This window comes from Olsenella sp. KH3B4, from assembly GCA_900111695.1.
Lineage (GTDB): Bacteria > Actinomycetota > Coriobacteriia > Coriobacteriales > Atopobiaceae > Tractidigestivibacter.
In genome coordinates, this window is the sequence record FOHD01000003.1 from 82513 (window position 1) to 104107 (window position 21595).

Here is a 21595-nt window from a genome sequence, read left to right on the forward strand (position 1 = left end):
CAGCCCGCACAACCCTCTCGCTGCGGAAAACAGCCAAGGACGCACCTACTATCACATCACCACAGCGGGTGGCCACGGCTCTGTGTGGGCACGAAAGGCATTAACATTTGACGGAGACCAGGCTTCCCCGGGTACAGTGGTGAGAGGCACTGGCGAGAAGACAGTTGATGCCAGTGCCGAGATGGGAGACGCGGGCGTTACCGCCCTGTAGCGCAGGCGGTGCAGAGAAGGCAGGGGAGACATGCCGAGAGACACCAAGCTCATCCTTTGCGACATCGATGGGACGATTCTGCCCAAGGGCAATCCCCAGGTCTCCCAGCGCACGATACGGGCCTTCCACGCAGCGCTTGACGCCGGCATTGCCATTGGTCCCGCAAGTGGTCGCGGAATCGACTGGATTCCGCCCTTCTTTGGCGGGGACACCGCCTGCTGCGCCACCTGCCTGGCCACCAATGGCCAGCAGGTCTACCTCGGTGGCAAGCTGGTTCATGAGGAGCGCCAGCCGCACAATGCGCTCGTGCGTCTGGCGGCAATGCTCGCGGGCGTACCCCATTCCGGGATGCTCTGCTTTGACGGAGGAACGCCGCTCCTGGTTGCCGGAAGCCGAGAAGACCTTAGGCGCCCCTTTCCCGCCTACGCCGAGAAGTGCGTGCCAGTCGATGCCGTACCGGATGTGGTGGTCAAGGCCAACGTGTTCGTGGACACGGACGAGGCAGGCACGCGAGATCTTATCGCCCGGGCGGCGCGCGAGGTTCCCGAGCTGGACCTCGACTACGCGCACGCAGGCTTCTCCAACGTGATGCCCTACGGTTACAACAAGGGTTCCGGAGCGCGCATGCTGTGCGAGCTTCTCGGCATTGACACGGACGAGGTCGTGGTCTTTGGCGACGCCGGCAACGACCTGCCGCTCTTCTCGGCGGTTCCCAACTCCGTGGCGGTTGCCAACGCCCAGCCCGAGGCGGCAGCGGCAGCCCGCTGGCACATTGGCCGCTGCGAGGACGATGCCGTTGCCGCTGCGATCGAAGCCCTTGCCGTCGGCGAGTGGCCCTTCTCGGCGTAGAGTCGCCTAAAGAGCCGTTGATAGAGTCGCCCAACGCGCTGTTGAGAAGGATTTCTACATTTTTTGCCTGCTTAGGGCAAATTCTGTCCAAATTCTTCTCAACAGAGACGGCGCGCTGTGCCGGGGACCCGTTGGGAAACGGCACGAGCTGTCCCATCCCACTTCGCTTCTGTTAGAAATTCACGGGGCAGAGAAACTCTGACATTCCCTGTGGGAATTCGGCTTCTTCGCTGTTGCGGGTGGGTGACGAATGTGCGCCCACTCGGTCGGTGGCCATGCTACACGGCTACCATGGCCCCAACGTCACAGGAGGCACCATGGTTGCTGTCATTCTCGTCCTGGTAGTCATTCTCGCGCTGGTCATTGTCTGCGTTGCCCGTGCGGCGACGCTCAAGCCCACGCTGCCGGCTGGCTCGCCCATCGATGCAGGCGGCTATCACGCCGGCGACGAGGAGGTCGAGCGCTTCCGCACGCTGCTGCGCATTCCCACCGTTTCGCGCGATGATCCGGCCAAGCTCGATCGCGAGCCCTTCGACCGCTGGGTGCCTACGCTCCAACGCCTCTACCCGCGCACGTTCCAGACGTTCGAACTCACGCGCATCGACGAGTACGGCATCCTCATGCGCTGGCCCGGGTGCGACTCGTCGCTGGCGCCCGTGGTGATGATGGCCCACCACGACGTGGTGCCCACCGATGGCCAGGACTGGACGTACCCGCCGTTCGCCGCCGAGGTCCACGACGGCCAGATCTGGGCGCGCGGGACGCTCGACAACAAGCTCTGCTTCTGCGGCTGCATGGAGGCGTTCGAGCACCTGCTGGCAGAGGGCTACATTCCGCCGCGCGACATCTGGTTCTTCTCCTCCTGCTGCGAGGAGACATCCGGTCCCACGGCCGACAATGCCGTGGCCTGGCTGCGCGAGCACAACGTGCATCCCTGCATGGTCCTCGACGAGGGCGGTGCCGTGGCAACGGGTGTGCCCCTTGGCGTGACCTCGCCCATGGCCATGGTGGGCGTCTCCGAGAAGGGCCACGTGGACGTCACCGTAACGGCGCACGGGGCGGGCGGGCACGCGTCAGCCCCCTCGAAGAACGATGCCACGCGCCTTCTCGCCCGCGCAACCGAGCGCATCTGCGCAAATCCTGGAAAGCCACAGGTGGCAGATGCCGTCACGGCGATGCTCCAGGAGCTTGCGGCCCGCGGCAGCTTTGCCTATCGAATCATCTTTGCAAACATGTGGCTCTTCCGGCCGCTGGTGGGGCGCATCCTGGCGGCAGGCGCCGAGACCGGCCCCATGGTCCGCTCGACCTACGCGCTCACGCAGCTCGAGGGGTCACCGGCGAGAAACGTCCTTCCTCCCGTTGCCACGGCCAACCTCAACGTTCGCGTGGCGCCCTTCGAAGACGTGAACGCAGCGCTCGCTCGAGCCCGTGCGCAGGCGGCCGAGGAGTGCCGGGCGTCCGGCGCCGCCGCAGATGCCGTGAGCGTCGAGGTTGCCGAGAACAGCCTGGTAAACGAGCCCTCGCCCTTCTCGCCGCACGATGACGCGCAGTTCGACTACATCCGTCGCTGCGTTGCCGGCGTCTATCCCGAGGCAGGCGTCTGCCCCTACGTGCAGACGAGCTGCTCGGATTCGCGCTCGTTCACCAAGATCTGCGACCACGTATACCGCTTTGCCGCCTTTGTCTACACGCCGGTGGCGCGCGGTCTTATCCACGGTGCCAACGAGCGTATCCCGGTTGAGGACTACAAGCGTGGCGTGGAGTTCTACGTGGCGTTTGTTCGGGGGCTCGATCAGCTAGACGCATAAAGGATGCAACCATATCCCGCTGCGCTGGCAGCCCCGGCGCGTGGCGAGGACGAGAGGAGCCAAGATGGCCGAGAAGGAGCAGGGGGCCACGCCCAGGGAGAGGATTCCCTTCGACTGGAAGCGCTGTGCGATTGCCTCCCTTCCCTTCATGGGGATGATTTCGTTCTGGCAGGTTTTCGACGGTCTGGTTCCCAAGATGCTCACCCAAACCTTTGGCCTCTCCAACTGGCTCACCGGTGTGGTGATGGCGCTCGACAACGTGTTTGGCCTCTTCCTGCTGCCCTGGTTTGGCATCCTCTCCGACCGCTGCCGTTCGCGCCTGGGGAGAAGGACCCCCTTCATTCTGGCCGGCTCTGCCGTGGCAACGGTATCCGTGCCGCTCATCGCCGTGGCAAACAACCTGGGAAGCCTGCCTCTGCTCATTGCGATGATCTTTGTGACGTTGGTTGCCATCTGCTCGTACCGCACCGCGACGCTGGCGATTGTCGCAGACATCACGCCGCGGCCGCTGAGAACCAAAGGCGACTCCGTCGATAAGATCGTGGGTTACGCGGGTACGGGCGTCATGCTGGTGGCCATCTCGGTTCTAGTCCCCTCGGTCGCAAATCCCGACTACGTGCCGGTGTTCCTGCTGCAGGGCATCGTGATTGCAGTGGCAGCCGTGGTCTACCGCGTGCTTCTCAATGAGCCCAAGGCAGTGTCTAAGATGCACGAGGAGAGTCTTGCCATGGGCATCAAGGAAGATGCCATCGACACAGACGACGCTGACGAGAAGGGCAAGGAGCGCGTGACCGATCCAGAGCTGCTTCGCTCGATTGCGCTGCTCCTTGGTGCCGTTTTCTTCTACTACATGTCCTACAACGCCATGACCACGAACATCTCTCGCTATGCGTCCGACTTCTTCTCGATGCTCGGCGGTTCCTACGCAATCATCAACATTGTTACCATTGCGGGCGGGCTTATCTCGTACGTGCCCATCGCCAACCTCTCACTTAGGGTGGGCAGGAAGCGTGTGGCCCTTGTGGCTGGCCTGGTGATGACCGTCTGTCCGGCCATCATGTGGCTCTTCCCGGCGTTCACGCCCTTCTACTACGTGCTGTTCCTGTTCATGGGCGCATCGCTTGGCGCCGTTGACCTGTGCGTGTACCCCATGATCCTCGAGGGTTGCAGCTCTAGGAGCGTTGGCCGCTACTCGGGCTACTACTACACGGTGAGCATGGCGGCACAGGTTGTGACGCCCATACTCTCGGGTCTGGTCATGGACGTGGCCGAGTCGCAGCTCTTCCTCTACATCACCGTGATGGGGGCGGCTATGTGCGCGTTTATCGCCCTGGCCAAGCACGGCGACTCGATTCTCGCGGCCGAGATCCTGCGTCGCGAGGCCAACGCGGGGGAGTAGGGGGTAAGTCAGAGTATGCTGCAGTGATTATTCGATGGGGCTCCAGCGCCAATCTGGCGGTGGAGCCCCAATTCGCAGAAGGCATTGCTGCTGGTTTGAACTCTATGGTACGGAAATCAATCCCTCTTGAGTCGCTAGTTCAATTACGCTCTCTGCAATACCGAAACTAAAACGTATTTGTTCGCAGGCAGCCAGATGTTGCCCCACTCCGTAGATTTATTGTCTTCGAGATAGCAGACCTGATCGATATTGAGTACTGGCGCGGACTCATCGCACTCCAGCAATTCGCCGCGAAGTTTTCCGGCAATCCTTGCACCGTATCGGACTTTTGCGTATCCAAGCTTTTTGCCCGATGCTTCTTCGATAGCGCTAAACAGGGTCCTCTTGGAGTAGTCAAACATGTCAATGCCGGGACAAGTGAGCATGTTAATGCGACTCTCCATGTACAGCAGCGGACCCTCTTCTGTTGAGCGAACGCGTCTAAGATAGAAAATGGGGGAGTTGAGCGGTACACCCAGCCGCTGTGAACATACTTTATCTGCTGTGACAACCTCAGCCCCAACGACCTCGGTGGTGAAGTTAATGCCCTGCATGCTTAATGATTCGGCGAAGGAGAGAAGGCTGTTTCCTGTAAGGTGCTCGACGTTGGGCTTGATGACAAAGCTGCCTTTCCCTTTTACTTTTGTTATAAGCCCCTCATTTACCAGAAGCTGAATGCCCTTTTGGACCGTACCCCGGCTAATTCCAAACTGAAGCATAAGCTGATGCTCGGATGGGAGCCTCGTTCCCTCGGGCCATTCTTGCGAATAAACCTTATCCCGGATGTAGTCTGCAAGCTGAACGTGCAGTGAAGGGGCTGTATCTGGGGATTGGTCCATGGCTATCACTCGTTCTGCTTGGATGTCCAATGCTCTTTTCGCACGACTGCAGCTGCTATAGAACAACGGGCGAAAATCATTAAAACATCTCTGATATTGCCCATATTATAAGCGCCGCTCCCCCTACAAAGAGAAGCAGGATAGTGAGACCATTTATCCCCAGAAAAGTCGCATGAAGAGAATTGTACAGACCGCGCTTCCATGTCTCCCCGGGAAGCGTATTGGTTCGCACAACGATAACGCATGCACGGATGGCATAGACGATTACGGCTATCCCAATTGCGATACGTCCAATTCCCAAAACGAGGTTCTGCTGAGCGACAGAGCGAATGTCTATGTTGAGAACACTAGGGAATACGTACGCGAGTAAAGCAATGATGAGAATCGAAAGAAACAGGTAGCTAGAACCTTTCTGGAGGTTTTTTCTCGACGCCTCGGGGCTTTGCTTGGTGCGTTTCGCGCTCATTTTTCCTCCGCTTGTTGATTATGAAATCATGTACAGGTTTAGCTGAATACGTAGTAGATATAATTGTCCATAAAATAATAGTCAAGTATAGGAGGATTTGGCAGATGGTAAAAATAGCGCCCTCATTGATGAACATGAGCCTGCTCCAAGTTGAGCACGATTTGCACATACTGGATTCAATAACAGATTTGTATCACGTTGACATCATTGATGGCCACTATGTACCAAATATGTGCCTGACGCCCCACTTTATCGCTCAGATACGTCCAGTTACTTCTAAGCCCATCGAGGCACACCTGTACGTAGATGGAATCGACAAGGCGTTTATTGATACATGTATAGATGCTGGCGCATCTCTGTTGACCCTTCCGGCGGATGGGGTAGGACGCTCAATTCACAGGTTCTGCGACTACATCCACGAACGAGGCGCAAAAGTGGGGGCATTCATTAATCCTGCTGATCCCGTCAACGTCATTTCGTCCTATGCCACAGAGCTTGATTCTCTTCTTGTGTTGTCCGTTGACCCAGGATTTACCGGACAGAAGTTCATTGAGGGAACCTATGACAGGATTGTCGAGGCTAAAGTCCTGCGTGCTGAGGTTGGAGCTCATTACGAGATAGCAATTGACGGAGGATGCAATGCGACAAACTATCGCTTGTTGATAGAAGCTGGATGTGATGTCTTGAATCTCGGGCGCGGTCTTTTTGACAATGGCGATTCGCTTGAAGAATCGGCGCGGTGTACCTATGAAGAGATTCAGACTGCTGCGCGTGAGGCAACTAAGATGTCTTTCTGAACAATTGACCATAAAAGTGAAGTCAACTAATCCGTCCGCCTTTAATACTCTACCGCTTGCCTTATTCAAAACATGACTACAAAATAATGGTCAAGAATACGTCTTGTAGCAATGAGATTGCTTGGATTCATCTGAGGGAGGTGTAGGAATGGTTGGAATCGTTGTGGCATCTCACGGATCTTTGGCATCTGGAATGCTCGATGCACTCGAGCTTCTTAGCGGAGAGCACGAGGCAATACAGGCGATTGGGCTTCAGCGTGGAGATTCCCCTGATACGTTTGTTTCCAATGTCGAAGACGCAATCAATGCCGTCGATGAAGGCGATGGTGTTTTGGTGTTGGTTGACTTGTTCGGCGGGACTCCCTCAAATGCTGTTGCCCAGTTGCTCGAGCGCGATGATTTGAATGCCGTAGCCGGGGTTAACTTGCCGATGCTACTCTCGGTGGTATTTGCTCGTGACGAGATGAATCTCAGCGCGCTCACTGAGGAAGCGGTCCGTGCGAGCTGTGACAGCGTGGTCGATATTCGACATAAGTTGTTCGACACGAGCGACGACGAAGAAGATTTTTGATGTGATTGGGGCTACTATGCATGCAGCTGGCATGGACAACGTTCTTCTAACACGTGTTGATGACAGACTCGTACACGGTCAAGTCATGACGTCGTGGCAGAAGGCCACTGGCGCTAACAAATTCATGGTGGTCGACGATGAGGTCGCAGCCAACGATCTCATGAAGACAGTGCTCAAGGGCGTTGTGCCTAGCAACGTGAAGCTTGGTGTGTTTACAGTCCAGAAGGCCGTGGACAGGTTGGTCAAAGGGTTTAAGCCTACTGACAAGGTAATCATGCTGGTTAAGACCCCGCTCACAATCCTCAGGCTTTCTGATGCGGGCATTGACTTTGATTCCCTTAATATTGGCGGCATGGGTATCAGCGGAAGCCGTAAGACCTTCTACCAGAATATTGCTTGCTCTGACGAAGAGGTTGACGCCATGCGCAAGCTTATCGATAGGGGTTGCAAGATCACCATTCAGATTGTTGCCGACGACCCCAAGAAAGATGTCGCGGAACTTCTGAAGTAGGTCCCAATAGGTCTCTCTCGTCGAGAAGGTAGGTGCGTGTTTCTATGCAAATTACCCTGTTGCAGGCATTTCTTGTTGGTGTCGTGTATTACATGGGCTTCGTCGGAACTCCGTGGCTCATCGGTTGTCTGGGTAGTCTTTCAACCATTCAGAAGCCCCTGGTGGCAGGCGTGCTTGTTGGTTTTATCCTCGGAGATCCGGTGCAGGGCTGCATTATCGGTGCTGCAGTACAGATGCCCTTCATCGCCTACATCTTTGCAGGCGGTGCTCAGCCCAATGATCCTGGTCTTGCAGGTACGCTCGGCGTTGCACTCGCACTTGCGGCCAACCTCGAGCCGGAGGCAGCGGTTGCGATTTCCGTCCCGATTGCTCTTGTAGGCACGATTGTAAACGTCATTCGCATGACGCTGGACGTTACGTTCGTTCACATGATTGACCGGGCTTGTGAGAAGGGCGATATGAAGCAGGCTGTCTTCCTGCACATCGTCCCACCGCAGATTCTTTGCTTTATCCTCTGCGTTGTGCCTGTTACCCTCGGCTGCTACTTCGGTGTTGACGCCGTTAATGGCATCATTGAAGTCATGCAGGGCCGTCCTCTGTACACCCTTGAGGTTATCGGCGGAATCCTTCCGGCGCTCGGCATTGCCATGAACCTTCGTACGCTTGACCGTCCCGGTACGCTCATCTGGTTTGTCTTCGGCTTCATTCTCAGCGCGTATCTTGGACTTGGCGCTATGCCAATCGCAATTATCGGCTTCGTTATCGCGTTCTTCTACGTTCAGCTCGAGACGAAGGCCGAAGAAGGGCGTGGAGCAGTGGTGCCCCAGATTGCGGCCACCTCGGCATCGACTTCTAGCGTTGCATCCGATGACTCTGACGATGACTTTGAATAGGGGATGACATTCATGGCTGAAGATATGAAGAACGTCGTGACTACTCCCAATGCCGAAGGGCATCACCTCGATAAGCGTGACGTTACTCGTGCATGGTTTAAGTGGGTTTGCCTGTCCAACACGAATTACAACTACGAGCGCCTGATGGCGTCTGCACTCTTGGCATCCTTCTCGCACATCCCCGACAAGCTCTATCCTGGGGATGACCAGAAGCGCGTTGAGTTCATGAAGCGCCAGATGGAGTTCTATAACACCGAGCCCCACTTTGGCTGCATTATCAACGGCCTTGCGCTCTCGATGGAAGAGGAGATGGCCAACGGCTCGGCCGTGACGCCCGAAGCTATCACCGCCGTCAAGACCGGTCTTATGGGACCATTTGCTGGCATTGGTGACACCCTTTGGCAGGGTACGCTCACACCTATTCTGCTTGCTGTGGCAATGCCCCTTGCTACGCAGGGTAATCTGCTCGGGCCCCTGCTCTATATCGTTCTGATGTATGCAATCATGCTCTTCATCTCGCACTTCATGTTCTTCACTGGTTACAATTCGGGCAAGGAAGGCATCGAAAGTATGATGGCTTCCGGGTCTGTCAAACGCCTGATTGCTACTGCATCTACCATGGGTGCCATCGTTCTGGGGTGTCTTGCAAATAGTTACGTTACCTGTACGTCGTATTTGCAGATTCCGGTTGGCGAGGGCTACATTGACCTCCAGGCTACGCTCGATTCCATCCTTAAGGGTGGGGTGCCTCTCGCAATTACCCTTTTGACCTGGTACCTCCTTAAGAAGAAGAACATGAACTCTACGGTTGTTCTTCTTATTTTGGTTGCGATTGGTATCGTGCTTGGTGCTACCGGTCTCTTTGGCGGCGCTGCATAGTATTTCGCACCCGGTTTTGGAAACCTCTCAAAGCCGGGTGCCATTTTCTCAGAGACAGAAGAGCCCTGCTCAATAACCATTAGGACGGACATAACTCTATGGACAGAATTGTTCTCAAGCGCCCGTTTTTCGTCGTCAACCCCAAGTCCTACCTGTATGGCGAGAAGCTCCGTAGGCTCGCGCGCAAGACTGACGAGCTGTGCGAGCGCTACGGCTTCCAGTCGCTGTTCACGGCACAGCTCATTGACCTCGCGTGGGTCGCGGACAACTGCCCGCACCTCATCCCGTGTGCGCAGGCGATGGAGAGCCTCAGGCCGGGCCGCGGCATGGGGCACATCCTGCCCGAGGCCCTCGCGGCGGCGGGCGTGCGCGCAACGTTCCTCAACCATGCAGAGAACCCCATGACGGTGGGAGAGCTCGCCAAGACCATCGTGCGCGCTCGCGAGGTGGGCATCCTCACCTGCGTCTGCGCCGACTCCGTCGAGGAGGCTAGGGCAATCGCCGAGCTCCACCCCGACATCATGACCTGCGAGCTCAACAGCCTCATCGGCACCGGTCACATCGCCGGCGAGGACTACATTCGCGCGTCTACGGAGGCCGTCAAGTCCGTCTCACCCGGGACGATGGTCCTCCAGGCGGCAGGCATCTCTACCGGCCAGGATGTCTATGACGCCATCTACTATGGCGGAGACGCTACTGGTGGCACCTCCGGCATCGTCTGTGCGGAGGACCCCGAGGCGAAGCTCGAGGAGATGTTCGCGGCGCTTGACCGCGTCCGCGCCGACATCCAGGGGGAGGCTTAGTCATGACTGTCTACAAGGGGCTCGTGAAGGTCGAGACGCTCGCCGGGAAGCCGACCTATGTCGACGTCACCAAAGAAGTTGCGGACATCGTTGCTCAGAGTGGCATCAAGGAGGGTGTCGTCAACTGCATCTCCTGCCACACAACCTGCGCCGTTTACTCCCAGGAGTTCGACCATGACATGACGCCCGCAGGCGACACCTTCATGCAAGCAGACCTCTCGGATGGCCTGGAGAGGATCTTTCCCGAGCAGCGCGACTGGAAGACGTACCGCTATCCCGGCCTTCGCCACTTCGAGGAGGTCGAGAGCTGGCCGAACGCAGAGGCCTACCTTCCCGGGGGCGACCGCACCCTGCTCTGGAACGGCGACGCGCACCTGCGCTCCGTGCTCGTGGGCAGCAGCCAGACCTTCGAGGTCGCCGACGGCAAGCTCGAGATGAACGGCCTCGCGAGCATCTTCTTCGTCGACTTCGACCGTACCCGCGAGCGTACCCGCAATCTTCGCGTTGTTGTGATGGGGGATTAGCGCGCAGGTGAGATTGGACGAACTCGATTATCGCTGTGGCCTTCTCATGAAAGAGAGAACAAAAGCATGCTGGTAAATCTCACAGATATGTGTGCCATTGCCGAGCAAAATAACATGGCAATTGCGCAGTTTGACACGCCGAGTCTTGAGGCATTGCGTGCGGCGTTGGATGCCGCTGAAGAACTCGGATATCCCGTAATGATTGCTCACGCAGAGGGCCATGAACCTTTTGTTCCCCTTGACGTGATTGGTCCGACTATGGTCGAACTTGCCGAAAGGTCCAGCGCAATGGTATGTGTGCACTTGGACCATTGCGAAAACCTCTCTTATATGAGGCGCGCGCTCGAAATGGGATTCAATGGCGCGATGTTTGATGGCTCCTACCTTCCGTATGAGAAGAATGTTGAGATGTCCCAATACGCGTCGCAGATGTGCGCGGAGTTTAACGCGGGTCTCGAGTGTGAGCTTGGGTCCATGGGGTCACGTGAGGCTGGGGTACGCCCCGAGGGAGGAACCGCCGAGGAGTCGGGGGCAATCTATACCAATCCGGAACAGGCGTCTGACTTCATCTCAAGTACTGGGCTAGACGCGCTTGCTTGTTCCTTTGGCACCGTTCACGGCCTATATAAAGGCGAGCCTCATTTGAATTATGATGTGCTCACTGAGATCAGAAAGAAGAACAAGGTTCCTCTTGTTATGCATGGAGGTTCCGGTGTTTCTGATGAGGATTACGCAAAGTCCATTAATGCAGGTATTCGAAAGATTAACTACTATACATATGGTGTGGTTCGAGCTGGGGAAGCTGTTCGTGGCATCGTTGATTCATCTGCAGGTAAGCCCGTGTATTGGCACGATATGACTATGGCCGCTTATGATGCCCTATACACCGACTTCAAGAAGACCATGAGAGTATTTGCAAATGGAGCAAAGCCAATTGCTTAGTTCCAGTGGCTGAAAACCTCCTCAATTACCACTCAGAACATGAATTGGTGAAAGCCACGGATGGCCGATGGTTACTGGCTGTCCGTGGTTTTCGAAGTTATTGACAGGAGTCCATTCAAAAAGTCATGCATGAAAATAACTCCTAACGGTTGGCGCTCTGAGCCGGCGTCGGGATTTTGTGCCACCATGCTTTGTGACTGGTAACCTCAAGTAACTTTCCAGTACGTATCACTCTGAGTGGCGAAGGGGCGAAGGTTCGGTGGATCTGATAGAGCGCATGAAGTCCCAGGAGGGAAACTTTACCGAGTCCGAGCTTGCCGTCGCCCGCTACATTGCCGGCCACCCCATGGATGTGGTGGGCAACACCGTCTCGAAGGTCTCGGAGCTCTCTGGCCTCTCGGCTGCAGCCATCGTGCGCATGTGCCAGCGCATGGGATATAGCGGCTTCTCAGAGTTCCGCTTTGAGATGGACCGTCAGATTCTCTCCAATGGCACGCAGGAAGAGGGTGGCGCGAGCGAGGGCGGTCTCCTCTCCCGTTTTGTGAACATCAACGCCGTTCAGCTGCGCAAGGTTGCCGAGGCAGTTGACGCATCGCTGCTCAACCATGTTGCTGCCTCGCTCTGCAATGCACCACGCGTTGCCGTATGGGGCGTGGACCGCATGTATGAGAGAGCGCTGCAGCTATCTGCAGGCCTCATGCATGCAGGCATCTTTAATAGCGTGACAAACGACACGACGGTGATGGATGACGTAGCAAGCATCCTAGGCAGGGGCGACGCCTGCGTGGTTATCTCACAGAAGGGTCGCGACTACGATGCCTACGCTCTGCTCATGGATGCTATTCGCGAGAACGGGGGAGAGGTCTTTTTCGTTACGGTAAATGACCGAAGCCAGTTTATCTCGCATGCATCGAACGCAATCGTGCTGCCAAGCATTATGAACGGTGGGCGATCGGACCTCGCAGATGCCCAGCTCACCATTTACATATACCTGGAGATTCTTCTAGACGAGGTTGCCTATCTGCAGAGCAGGGCGGAGGGTGTCAACGCTAAGGCAAGTGTGCCGGACGGGGAGTGAATCCCGTCCGGATCAAGAAGAACGCTAGCCGAGAAGCTCGGAGACAACTGCGGCGACAAGCGTGCGCGGCAGCAGTACGTCGAGACCAGACGCCTCGCGCGCAGCGTCGCGCATCTGTGTGGTGAATCCCATGCAGTCAAGGCAGAGGAAGGCGTCGTTCGATCCGCGCAGCATGGCTGCCGTCTCTCGTACGCCGTCGATGCCCGCGTAGGGGCTTGCCGAGACAACGTCCACCTCGACGCCGTGCTCGCCCCACCAGATCTTGGCCTGTTCCACCTGAGATGGCTCGGGCACCATCACCGCCACGCGCCGCCCGCCCGCAAGGGCGCGGGCGACGGCGTGGAAGAGCGGCTGCGGATAGACGAGAGGGACCTCGTGCCGCATCTCGGGGAAAGAGCCGGTGCACAGCACGATGGCCGCCCGCGCGCCCTCGCGCTCGGCCTGGTCTATTCTCGCCTGGACCAGGGGCAGCACCTTGGTGCCGGAGAACGTGACCTGGGAGCCGTCGCGCATTCGCGATACGAGCACCTCGTCGTTTGGCTCGGGCGCAAGGTCGCGCTCCACCTCGCTCGCCGTGAGGTCGTCGAGCGCACCGTACTGCACAAGCTCGAGCGTCGGCGCGAGGCGCGACTCGAGGTCAGCCGTCATGTCCGTGCGGGGTGCCTGTCCCACGGTGATGCCGGCAATCCTGGTGCGTGCCATGCCTAGCGCGCCTGGCCGGAGGTCTGGAAGCGCTCCATGGTGCCGTAGAGCTCGGTTAGGTGCTTGAACTGCTCGGGGTCGAAGAAGGCGCAGGAACCCTGGCCGTAGACCTTCGCCACCTCCACGGCAAAGCGAGCGGCCTCCTCCACGTCGGTGCCGTGGGTGGCGCCGGTGGCGCAGCCGGCGACCATCTGCTCGGTGGCAATGGCAACACCAACCACGGGCGCACTGGTCGCAGTAGCAGGCTGCAGGATGCTGTTGAGGTGGTAGAGGTCGTTTCCGTACGGGGTGATGTCCTGCTGGGAGAGGGCAAAGACCTGCGGCATCTTGCCAGTGACGCGCGTCATAACGTCCATGAGGTCGTTGGAGACCGAGAGGATGTAGCCCTGCATCACGGTGGGGGAGATGGCGATTCCGTTCACGTTGATGATGCGGTTGCCCTTGGTGGTGTCGATGGAGACCACGGCGTCCATGCGGGGGTCGACCTCCATGCGGTTCATGGTCTCCATGTCGATGGGGGAGTCCATGAAGGGCACGGGCTCGTGGGGAAGCGTGGGCGCGTCCGGGCACACGTGGGTGGCAACGATGACGTCGCCGGCAAGGACGTCGCCCTGCTCGTGCATCTCAACGAGCTTGAGGGCGGCAGTGAGCGCCGCGAGGGCGCCGTCGCCGTCGGACACGGCACCGATGAGCTCGGGACGGGCGCCAAGCCCACCGAGACGGCCGACGATGCCGAGCGTGGGTGCGTCTCCGCCAGAAGACTTGCCGTTGGAACCAGGGATCAGGACCTTCATGCAGTCGGTGCCGCCGCGCTCGCCGGAGACGCGCTCGACGGTAACGTCGCTTGCGCCGTGGGCGCGGAGAAAGTCTGCGACCTCGTTGCCCGAGGCGGATGGCTTGTCGATAAGATCGTAGATGTCGAGCATCTGGCGAAGCAGCATTGGAATTCCTTTCAACGAAATACGTTTCAATCCACGTGCCAAACAATTCGAAGACAACACCGAGAACCGGCGTGTTTAGCGTCTACCTTAGCCCGAGAAGAGCCGTCAATTGTTACAGCACGATGTAACTTGTTTCATGCGAGTGAAATACACGCTCCCAGTCTCTGCTCTCCTGTCGCCAGCATGGCATGCTGCATCCAACGACCCGCAGGAGGTGGGTCAACGCGCGTGTGCCGCGTTGGTTGCCGGGAGGATTGGCCCGGCGTGAGGGAGGAGCTGGCAATGAGCGCTCAGAACAAGACCAGGTTGAACGTGCAAGAGTCCATGGCGTGCCTCTCGAGGCGCGGCTTCCTACGCACGGCGGGAATGCTGGGCCTAGGCGTTGCGGCTGCCGGCCTTGCGGGATGCGGCGGAAGCACCGACAGCTCGTCTGCCTCGGCGGGCACCAGCGGAGCCGCTGGCGGCACCCTCGTGATCTCGCTGCCCTCCTCGCCCAAATACCTTGACCCCATTCTCTACACGGGCACCTACGAGTCCCAGATCATCAACTGCGTGTGCGACACGCTCGTCGACTACAACATGGACCTGTCCCAGATCGTGCCAGTGCTCGCGACCGACTGGACCATCGGCGACGACGGCCTTACCTACACCTTCAACCTGCGCAGCGACGCCAAGTTCCAGAAGGGCCAGTACCAGGACGGCCGTGCCGTCACCGCGGAGGACATCAAGTACTCCCTCGAGCGCTCCGCCAAGCAGTCCTCGATGAACCGCCTGGCGATGCTCGACCACGTTGACGTTGTGAGCGACACGACCGTCAACTGCGTCCTCAACGCCCCCGCCGCCTCGTTCCTCACCGCGCTCACCGACGCCGGCAACGTCATTGTCCCCAAGGAGGAGGTCGAGGGCTGGGGCGACTCCTTCGGCGACCACCTCGTTGGCTCCGGTCCCTTCAAGCTCGAGCAGTTCCTCAAGGACCAGGAGTCCGACCTCTCAAAGAACGACACCTACTGGGGTCCCACGCCCAACCTCGACGGCGTGACCATCAAGGTCGTCACCGACATGACCCAGGCTGCAAATGGTCTCACCACCGGCGAGCTTGACATGGCCACCTCGCTCACCGGCGAGTCCATCCAGACCATCAAGAACAACTCCGACCTGGTCATGCAGCAGACGCCTGCCCTGCACATCGCCTACGTCTACTTCAACCAGGTGAACGGCCCCACCGCCGACCAGCGCGTGCGCAAGGCCATCCTCATGGCGATCAACCGCGATGACCTGGTGAAGGGCGTCTATCCGTACGGCGAGGCCGAGACCGCCTCGCTGCCGCTTCCCAAGGGAAGCTGGGGCTACGATGCCTCCGTCGAGAGCGACGTTCCCGCATACGACCCCGACGCCGCGAAGGCGCTGATGGCAGAGGCGGGATACGCTGACGGTCTCTCGCTCAACCTTTACATTTCCAACACCGAGGCCCGCATCAAGATGGGAACCATCCTCCAGCAGACGCTCAAGGAGACCCTAAACATTGACCTCACGATCAACCCGTCCGACTGGGGCACGTTCAGCGCCACGGCCGCCTCTGGCACTGCCGACATGTACGGCATGAGCTGGACCTGGTACCCCGACCCGTTCTTCTTCCTCAACAAGCTGTTCAGCAGCTCCGAGGTGGGCGCGCTCGGCAACGGCGCTGGTTTTAGCCACCAGGACGTTGACGACCTTCTCGACAAGGCCCTTGCCGTCACCGACCAGGACCAGCGTGCCGACTACTACAAGCAGGCGCTCAAGGCGATTGTCTCCTACGACCCGATGCTGGTTTACGCCTCCGAGTTCGTGAACACCGGCCTCACCACCAAGGTCCAGGGCTACGAGCAGCGCGCCGACGGCAAGATCGTCATCGTGAACGACGAGGTCAACGTCTCGAAGACCGCGTAGCAGCACCATCGTTTCTAGCCAGTCGAGGGGGCACGGGCGAGACCTGCGCCCCCTCGGTACCGAATGGGGCCATCCTGCGTCGCATTCGGACGAGAACACCCAGGGGGTGGTAGCAGGATGGCCAAGACAATCATCAGACGGGCGCTTCAGACCATCCCCGTCCTGCTCGTTGTCGTAACGTTCACGTTCGTCCTCACGCGCATGATTCCGGGCGATCCGGCAGTAACCATGCTCGGCCCCCAGGCCTCGCCAGATGCCATCGAGACCATGCGAGAGAAGATGGGCCTCAACGAGCCCATGCTGCAGCAGTACATGAGCTACGTCCTCGGCGTCCTGCAGGGGGACTTTGGCTATTCCTACTCCTATAACGGCGCGGTGATGCCCATCATCCTGAGCCGCCTCCCGTCCACGCTGATGATCACCATCACCGGACTCGTGCTTGCCATCCTGGTGGGCATTCCCATTGGTGTCGAGTCTGCGGTCAAGCAGAACACCGCCTTCGACTACATTTTCATGGTGCTGGCGCTTGTCGGCGTGTCGATGCCCATCTTCTGGCTTGGTCTGATGCTCGTCCTCACCTTCAGCGTGAACCTGGGATGGCTTCCGGTGATGGGCATGGGCAATATCGCCAAGGGCGCCTGGGACGTGGTGAGCCACATGATCCTGCCGTGCCTCTGCCTGGCAACGATTCCCGCTGCGACCTTCGCCCGCATCACGCGCTCCAGCATGCTCGAGTCCATCAACGCGGACTACGTGAAGGCGCTTCGCTCTCGTGGCATCAAGGAGTCCGTGGTCATCTGGAAGCACGCCTTCAAGAACGCCCTCCCGCCCATCGTCACCGTGCTGGGCATCCAGCTCGCCGGCGCCTTTGCCGGAGCCATCCTCACCGAGACAATCTTCTCCTGGCCTGGTCTGGGAACCCTCATCGTGAACGCGGTCAACGGTCGCGACTATGCCCTCATCCAGGGCGTGGTTCTCTTCTCGGCGGTGGTCTTCGTCTTTGTGAACCTGGTCGTGGACATCGTGTACATGATCATTAACCCCAAGGTGAGCTACGAGGGAGGTGCCCGCTAATGGCAGAGCAGACAAACGCGACTGCGCCGGAGGCCCTGAGCGACGCCGCCAACCTCGAGATGCTCAAGCGCGAGCGGCGAGCGAACAACGTCTGGCACAAGCTCACGCGCAACAAGATGGCTGTCGTGGGGCTCATCATCGTTGCGTTCATGGTCATTCTCGCCGTGTTCGCCCCAATCATCTCGCCCTATGACCCCAATGCGACGGACATGTCCAACATGTTCGCGGCGCCGGGGCAGGCGGGCCACCTCTTTGGCACCGACTCCTATGGCCGCGACCTGCTCTCGCGCATCATCTATGGTGCGAGGATCTCGATCTTCATCGCCATCGGCGGCACCATCGTGGGTGCCATCATCGGCGTGCTTCTGGGCCTTGTCGCCGGCTTCTTTGGTGGTGCGATCGACTCCATCATCATGCGCGTCATGGACGGCATGATGGCCTTCCCGTTCATTCTCCTCGCCCTCATCCTCATGACTATCCTCGGACAGGGGACGCAGAACGTGATCATCGCCATTGGCGTGGCAAACGTCCCCAACTTTGCCCGCGTGGTGCGCGGCCAGGTGCACGTGGTGAAGAACGAGGAGTACTGCAATGCCGAGAGGGTCATAGGCGCCTCTCCCGCGCGCATCCTCTTCAAGCACATCTTTGCCAACGCCATGTCGCCGGTCATCGTGTACTTCACGCTCAACATCGCAAGCGCGATCATCTCCGAGGCGGCCCTCTCGTTCCTCGGCCTTGGCGTGCAGCCTCCCACCGCGTCTTGGGGCGCGATTCTCTCGGAGGGCAAGAGCACGCTCCAGACCGCGCCGCACATCGCCACCATCTCGGGCGTCTTCATCCTGCTCACGGTGCTTGGCTTCAACCTCTTTGGCGACGGCATCCGCGACGTCTTCGACCCCAAGCAGAAGCGGTAGGTGATGACCATGACCGAGCAGAACACGGGGCTTCTCGACGACGCCGGAACAAAGTCGGGCGAGAGGATCCTCGAGGTACGCGACCTCAAGACGTACTTCCACACGGCAGCCGGCGTCGCCAAGGCGGTCGACGGTGTGAGCTTCTCCCTTGACCGCGGCAAGACCCTTGCCATCGTGGGCGAGTCCGGATCTGGCAAGAGCGTGACCGCCTCCTCCGTCATTCGCCTGCTTGCCAAGACCGGCAAGATCGAGGACGGCTCCATCGAGTTCGATGGCATCGACATGGTCCACGTGCCGGAACGCGAGCTGCTCAAGCTTCGAGGCAGCGACATCTCGATGATCTTCCAGGACCCCATGAGCGGCCTCGACCCGGTCTTCAAGGTGGGGACTCAGATGGTCGAGCTTATCCGCGCGCACAGCGACCTGGGAAAGAAGGAGGCCTACGACCGCGCCGTCGAGATGCTGCGCCTCGTTGGCATCCCCGACCCAGAGGCCCGCATGGACGCCTACCCCTACGAGCTCTCGGGCGGCATGTGCCAGCGCGTGATCATCGCCATGGCGGTGAGCTGCCACCCTAAGTTCATCATTGCCGACGAGCCAACGACTGCCCTTGACGTGACGGTGCAGTCTCAGGTCCTCTCACTCTTGCGAGGTCTTCAGGACGAGCTGGGCACTGCTATTCTCCTCATCACCCACAACCTAGGCATTGTGTGGGAGATGGCGGATGACGTTATGGTGATGTATGCAGGGCGCACCTGCGAGTACACCTCCATGAGGGAGCTTTACTCAAACCCGCTCCATCCCTATACCTGGGGCCTTCTCGACTCCATGCCACGGCTCTCCGATACCGCAAAGACCGACCTGAAGACCATACCGGGCGTGCCTCCCGACCTCAGGCTCACCGGTACGTGCTGCAACTTCTGCAACCGCTGCCCCTATGCGACGGAGGAGTGCCACAGGCGCGTGCCAGAACTCAAGGAGGTTGAGCCGGGGCACTTTGTGGCGTGCCTGAGGCAGGACGGCGAGCACAGGCTCGTGAGAGGCGAGGTGAACCACCATGAGTGAGACGCAGGCAGCCGCTGTTGCCGAGAGACCCCAGGTTGCGAGCGGAGAGCCAATTCTCTCCATCAAGCACCTCTCCAAGGACTTCCGCCTGCGCGGGGGCAAGCTCTTCTCCAAGCCGCAGGTGCTCCACGCCCTTTCCGACGTGAGCTTGGACGTCTATCCCGGCGAGACGCTGGGCATCATTGGCGAGTCCGGCTGCGGCAAGTCCACGCTGGGCCGCTGCGTGGTGCAGCTGCACCAGGCCACCTCGGGGCAGATCGTCTACGGCGGGCAGGACATCACCAAGCTTTCCGGGCAGCCGCTCAAGGCTGTCCGCAAGGACATCCAGATGATCTTCCAGGACTCCTACTCCTCGCTTGACCCGCGCTACACGGCGGCCAAGACCATCGAGGAGCCCATGCTCATCTACCGCACCGAGCCCGATGTCTCCAGGCGCGAGCAGCGCGTCCTCGAGGTCATGCGCGAGGTCGGCCTGGACGTGCAGCACCTCCAGCGCTATCCGCACGAGTTCTCCGGCGGTCAGCGGCAGCGCATCAACGTGGCCCGCGCCCTGGTGCTTGACCCCAAGGTCATCGTCTGCGACGAGCCCGTCTCCGCGCTTGACGTCTCCATCCAGGCGCAGGTGCTCAACCTCTTCCGCCACCTGCAGCAGGAGCGAGGCCTCACGTACCTCTTCATCAGCCACGACCTCTCGGTCATCAAGCACATCTCCGACCGCGTTGCCATCATGTACCTGGGGCGCGTTATGGAGCTATGCCCTGCCGACAAGATCTACGCGCACCCGCTGCACCCCTACACCAAGGCGCTTCTCTCCGCCATCCCGCCCGAGAGCCCCTTCGACAAGAAGGAAGAGATCAAGCTCCAGGGCGAGATTCCAAGTCCTGTGGGGGAGCAGGTGGGCTGCCCGCTTGCCGGCCGCTGTCCCTTCTGCATGGAGCGCTGCCGCCACGAGCGCCCCTCGCTCGAGGAGGTCGAGGCCGGTCACCGCGTGACATGCTTCAAGTACCACGACGTCGCGGCCGAGTAGCCGCGCGAGTCTCGCGTATTCAATCCGTTCGTTAGTCCGGGGAAGTGTTTGTCTGCCATGTCAACGGTTACGAAGGAAGAACTTCACAAGAAGGTCCTCGACCACAAGGATGAGCTTGTCTCCCTCTGCCAGGACCTTATCCGCATAAAGAATCAGAGCCCGTTGGACCCGCAGGAGCTGGCGGTCGACTTTGTGAGGGGCTACCTCGCGAGCCACGGCATCGAGTCACAGCGCCTGGTTGCCTATGCGGGTGAGGAATACCCGGTCATCTATGCTCACATTGGCTCTGACGAGGGCTTCCGCGTTGTCCTTAACGGCCACGTGGACGTGGTTCCCGTAGGCAACCTCTCCGGCTGGGACTTTGACCCCTTTGGCGGTGAGGTGTTTGACGGAAAGATCCACGGGCGCGGTTCCTCCGACATGAAGTGCGGCCTTGCGGTACTGCTCTTCTCGATGGCGCTTCTCAACGAGTCTGGCGCCAACCTCAAGGGCGACATCCGCCTCCATGTGGCCACGGACGAGGAAATCGCAGGCACTGGCACCAAGTGGTTCTGCGACCACGGTTATGCGGACGGTGCGGATGCGGTGATGGTGGGCGAGCCCACCGGGCACGACACCATCGAGATTGGCCAGAAGGGCATCCTGCACCTCACGCTCACGGCGCACGGCACGCCCGGCCACGGCTCGACCGGCAACTACAAGGGCGACAATGCCATCACCAAGCTGGCTCGCGTCATTCTCCGCATCGACGAGCTGACCTCCGTGCCCGGGCACTACCTGCCGAGCCAGGCGCGCGCGGTTGCCAATTCGCGCACGATAGCCGAGCGCACCATCGACAACCCCCTGGTGGGCAACGTCATTGACCACTGCTCGGCCAACGTGGGGATCATCGAAGGCGGCGGCAAGATTAACCAGGTGCCCGACCTCGCAAGCTGCAAGGTGGACGTGCGCCTTCCCTATGGCTGCAAGCACGAGGACGTGGTGGCTGCCGTCGACCGCATCATCGAGGAGAGCGGCGTCTCGGGTGTGGAGGCCAGCTACGAGTGGATTGCCGAGGGCAACTACACCGATGACACCTGCCTTCTGGTGAAGAGCCTTAAGAACAACATTGAGAGCGTCTGGGGCGAGGAGTGCCTTCCTGCTTATCAGTGGGCATCAAGTGACGCTGCGCACTATCGCGCGCTTGGCTGTCCCACCATCCAGTTTGGGCCTGCCAACAACGCGGGCATCCATGGCTACAACGAGGACGTGGACGTGGAGGACGTGGTGCATGCAGCCGAGATTTACATGCTCGCCCTCTGCGACATGCTGGGTATCGAGTAGGGGAGGTCTTG

At 59.3% G+C, this 21595-nt stretch carries 21 protein-coding genes; 18 read left to right on the forward strand and 3 right to left on the reverse strand.

Going from position 1 to position 21595, the window contains the following annotated elements:
• Positions 1 to 241 precede the first annotated feature (241 nt).
• The 3 genes from BMX94_RS03775 (at position 242) to BMX94_RS03785 (ending at position 4267) form a co-directional block, all read left to right on the forward strand.
• Positions 242 to 1060, forward strand: coding sequence for an HAD family hydrolase (locus BMX94_RS03775; protein WP_091003771.1), 819 nt, complete (start codon positions 242 to 244; stop codon positions 1058 to 1060).
• A 317-nt stretch (positions 1061 to 1377) separates the two neighbouring features.
• The gene (locus BMX94_RS03780) at positions 1378 to 2868 is read left to right on the forward strand and encodes a M20/M25/M40 family metallo-hydrolase (RefSeq protein ID WP_091003775.1); all 1491 of its coding nucleotides are present in this window, start codon (positions 1378 to 1380) and stop codon (positions 2866 to 2868) included.
• A gap of 64 nt (positions 2869 to 2932) precedes the next feature.
• A complete protein-coding gene (locus BMX94_RS03785) occupies positions 2933 to 4267 on the forward strand; it encodes an MFS transporter (RefSeq protein WP_091003779.1) in 1335 nt (444 codons plus the stop codon).
• A gap of 143 nt (positions 4268 to 4410) precedes the next feature.
• Here BMX94_RS03785 and BMX94_RS03790 read toward each other — a convergent pair whose 3' ends face one another.
• On the reverse strand, positions 4411 to 5145 hold the full coding sequence (locus tag BMX94_RS03790; protein ID WP_091004177.1) for a GntR family transcriptional regulator: 735 nt from the start codon (positions 5143 to 5145) through the stop codon (positions 4411 to 4413).
• A gap of 570 nt (positions 5146 to 5715) precedes the next feature.
• Here BMX94_RS03790 and BMX94_RS03800 point away from each other — a divergent pair.
• The 9 genes from BMX94_RS03800 (at position 5716) to BMX94_RS03840 (ending at position 12609) form a co-directional block, all read left to right on the forward strand.
• A complete protein-coding gene (locus tag BMX94_RS03800) occupies positions 5716 to 6408 on the forward strand; it encodes a beta/alpha barrel domain-containing protein (RefSeq protein WP_177171317.1) in 693 nt (230 codons plus the stop codon).
• A 148-nt stretch (positions 6409 to 6556) separates the two neighbouring features.
• Positions 6557 to 6979, forward strand: coding sequence for a PTS sugar transporter subunit IIA (locus tag BMX94_RS03805; RefSeq protein WP_091003787.1), 423 nt, complete (start codon positions 6557 to 6559; stop codon positions 6977 to 6979).
• A gap of 1 nt (position 6980) precedes the next feature.
• A complete protein-coding gene (locus tag BMX94_RS03810; protein WP_286160006.1) occupies positions 6981 to 7490 on the forward strand; it encodes a PTS sugar transporter subunit IIB in 510 nt (169 codons plus the stop codon).
• A 44-nt stretch (positions 7491 to 7534) separates the two neighbouring features.
• On the forward strand, positions 7535 to 8383 hold the full coding sequence (locus BMX94_RS03815) for a PTS mannose/fructose/sorbose/N-acetylgalactosamine transporter subunit IIC (RefSeq protein ID WP_091003790.1): 849 nt from the start codon (positions 7535 to 7537) through the stop codon (positions 8381 to 8383).
• Positions 8384 to 8395: 12 nt separating this feature from the next.
• Positions 8396 to 9262: a PTS system mannose/fructose/sorbose family transporter subunit IID gene (locus BMX94_RS03820; protein WP_091003795.1), complete on the forward strand. Its 867-nt coding sequence runs from the start codon at positions 8396 to 8398 to the stop codon at positions 9260 to 9262.
• Positions 9263 to 9360: 98 nt separating this feature from the next.
• On the forward strand, positions 9361 to 10065 hold the full coding sequence (locus BMX94_RS03825; RefSeq protein ID WP_091003799.1) for a triose-phosphate isomerase: 705 nt from the start codon (positions 9361 to 9363) through the stop codon (positions 10063 to 10065).
• A gap of 2 nt (positions 10066 to 10067) precedes the next feature.
• Positions 10068 to 10589, forward strand: a complete 522-nt coding sequence (locus BMX94_RS03830; protein WP_091003802.1) for a YjbQ family protein — start codon at positions 10068 to 10070, stop codon at positions 10587 to 10589.
• 66 nt (positions 10590 to 10655) lie between these two features.
• Complete coding sequence (locus BMX94_RS03835; RefSeq protein WP_091003805.1) at positions 10656 to 11531, forward strand: class II fructose-bisphosphate aldolase; 876 nt, start codon at positions 10656 to 10658, stop codon at positions 11529 to 11531.
• 259 nt (positions 11532 to 11790) lie between these two features.
• Positions 11791 to 12609: a MurR/RpiR family transcriptional regulator gene (locus BMX94_RS03840; protein WP_091003808.1), complete on the forward strand. Its 819-nt coding sequence runs from the start codon at positions 11791 to 11793 to the stop codon at positions 12607 to 12609.
• Between the two features lie 24 nt (positions 12610 to 12633).
• Here the strand turns inward: BMX94_RS03840 and BMX94_RS03845 are convergent, their stop codons facing one another.
• The gene (locus BMX94_RS03845) at positions 12634 to 13311 is read right to left on the reverse strand and encodes an AroM family protein (RefSeq protein ID WP_091003811.1); all 678 of its coding nucleotides are present in this window, start codon (positions 13309 to 13311) and stop codon (positions 12634 to 12636) included.
• A 2-nt stretch (positions 13312 to 13313) separates the two neighbouring features.
• Positions 13314 to 14252 carry a DUF1177 domain-containing protein gene (locus BMX94_RS03850; RefSeq protein ID WP_091003814.1) on the reverse strand — a complete coding sequence of 313 codons (939 nt, stop codon included), beginning with the start codon at positions 14250 to 14252 and terminating at the stop codon, positions 13314 to 13316.
• 282 nt (positions 14253 to 14534) lie between these two features.
• Here BMX94_RS03850 and BMX94_RS03855 point away from each other — a divergent pair, with 282 nt between their 5' ends.
• The 6 genes from BMX94_RS03855 to BMX94_RS03880 all read left to right on the forward strand — a co-directional run bounded on the left by BMX94_RS03855 (position 14535) and on the right by BMX94_RS03880 (position 21584).
• Positions 14535 to 16181: an ABC transporter substrate-binding protein gene (locus BMX94_RS03855; RefSeq protein ID WP_218138454.1), complete on the forward strand. Its 1647-nt coding sequence runs from the start codon at positions 14535 to 14537 to the stop codon at positions 16179 to 16181.
• 117 nt (positions 16182 to 16298) lie between these two features.
• On the forward strand, positions 16299 to 17255 hold the full coding sequence (locus BMX94_RS03860) for an ABC transporter permease (protein WP_091003818.1): 957 nt from the start codon (positions 16299 to 16301) through the stop codon (positions 17253 to 17255).
• Positions 17255 to 18169 (forward strand): ABC transporter permease, encoded by a 915-nt coding sequence (locus tag BMX94_RS03865; protein ID WP_091003820.1) that lies wholly within the window; start codon positions 17255 to 17257, stop codon positions 18167 to 18169. The genes BMX94_RS03860 and BMX94_RS03865 overlap by 1 nt, the downstream gene beginning before the upstream one ends.
• A 9-nt stretch (positions 18170 to 18178) precedes the next feature.
• Positions 18179 to 19234: an ABC transporter ATP-binding protein gene (locus BMX94_RS03870; RefSeq protein ID WP_091004187.1), complete on the forward strand. Its 1056-nt coding sequence runs from the start codon at positions 18179 to 18181 to the stop codon at positions 19232 to 19234.
• Positions 19227 to 20261 (forward strand): ABC transporter ATP-binding protein, encoded by a 1035-nt coding sequence (locus tag BMX94_RS03875; protein ID WP_091003823.1) that lies wholly within the window; start codon positions 19227 to 19229, stop codon positions 20259 to 20261. Before BMX94_RS03870 ends, BMX94_RS03875 begins: the two co-directional genes overlap by 8 nt.
• A 57-nt stretch (positions 20262 to 20318) precedes the next feature.
• The gene (locus tag BMX94_RS03880; protein ID WP_091003825.1) at positions 20319 to 21584 is read left to right on the forward strand and encodes a M20 family metallopeptidase; all 1266 of its coding nucleotides are present in this window, start codon (positions 20319 to 20321) and stop codon (positions 21582 to 21584) included.
• Positions 21585 to 21595: the final 11 nt, after the last annotated feature.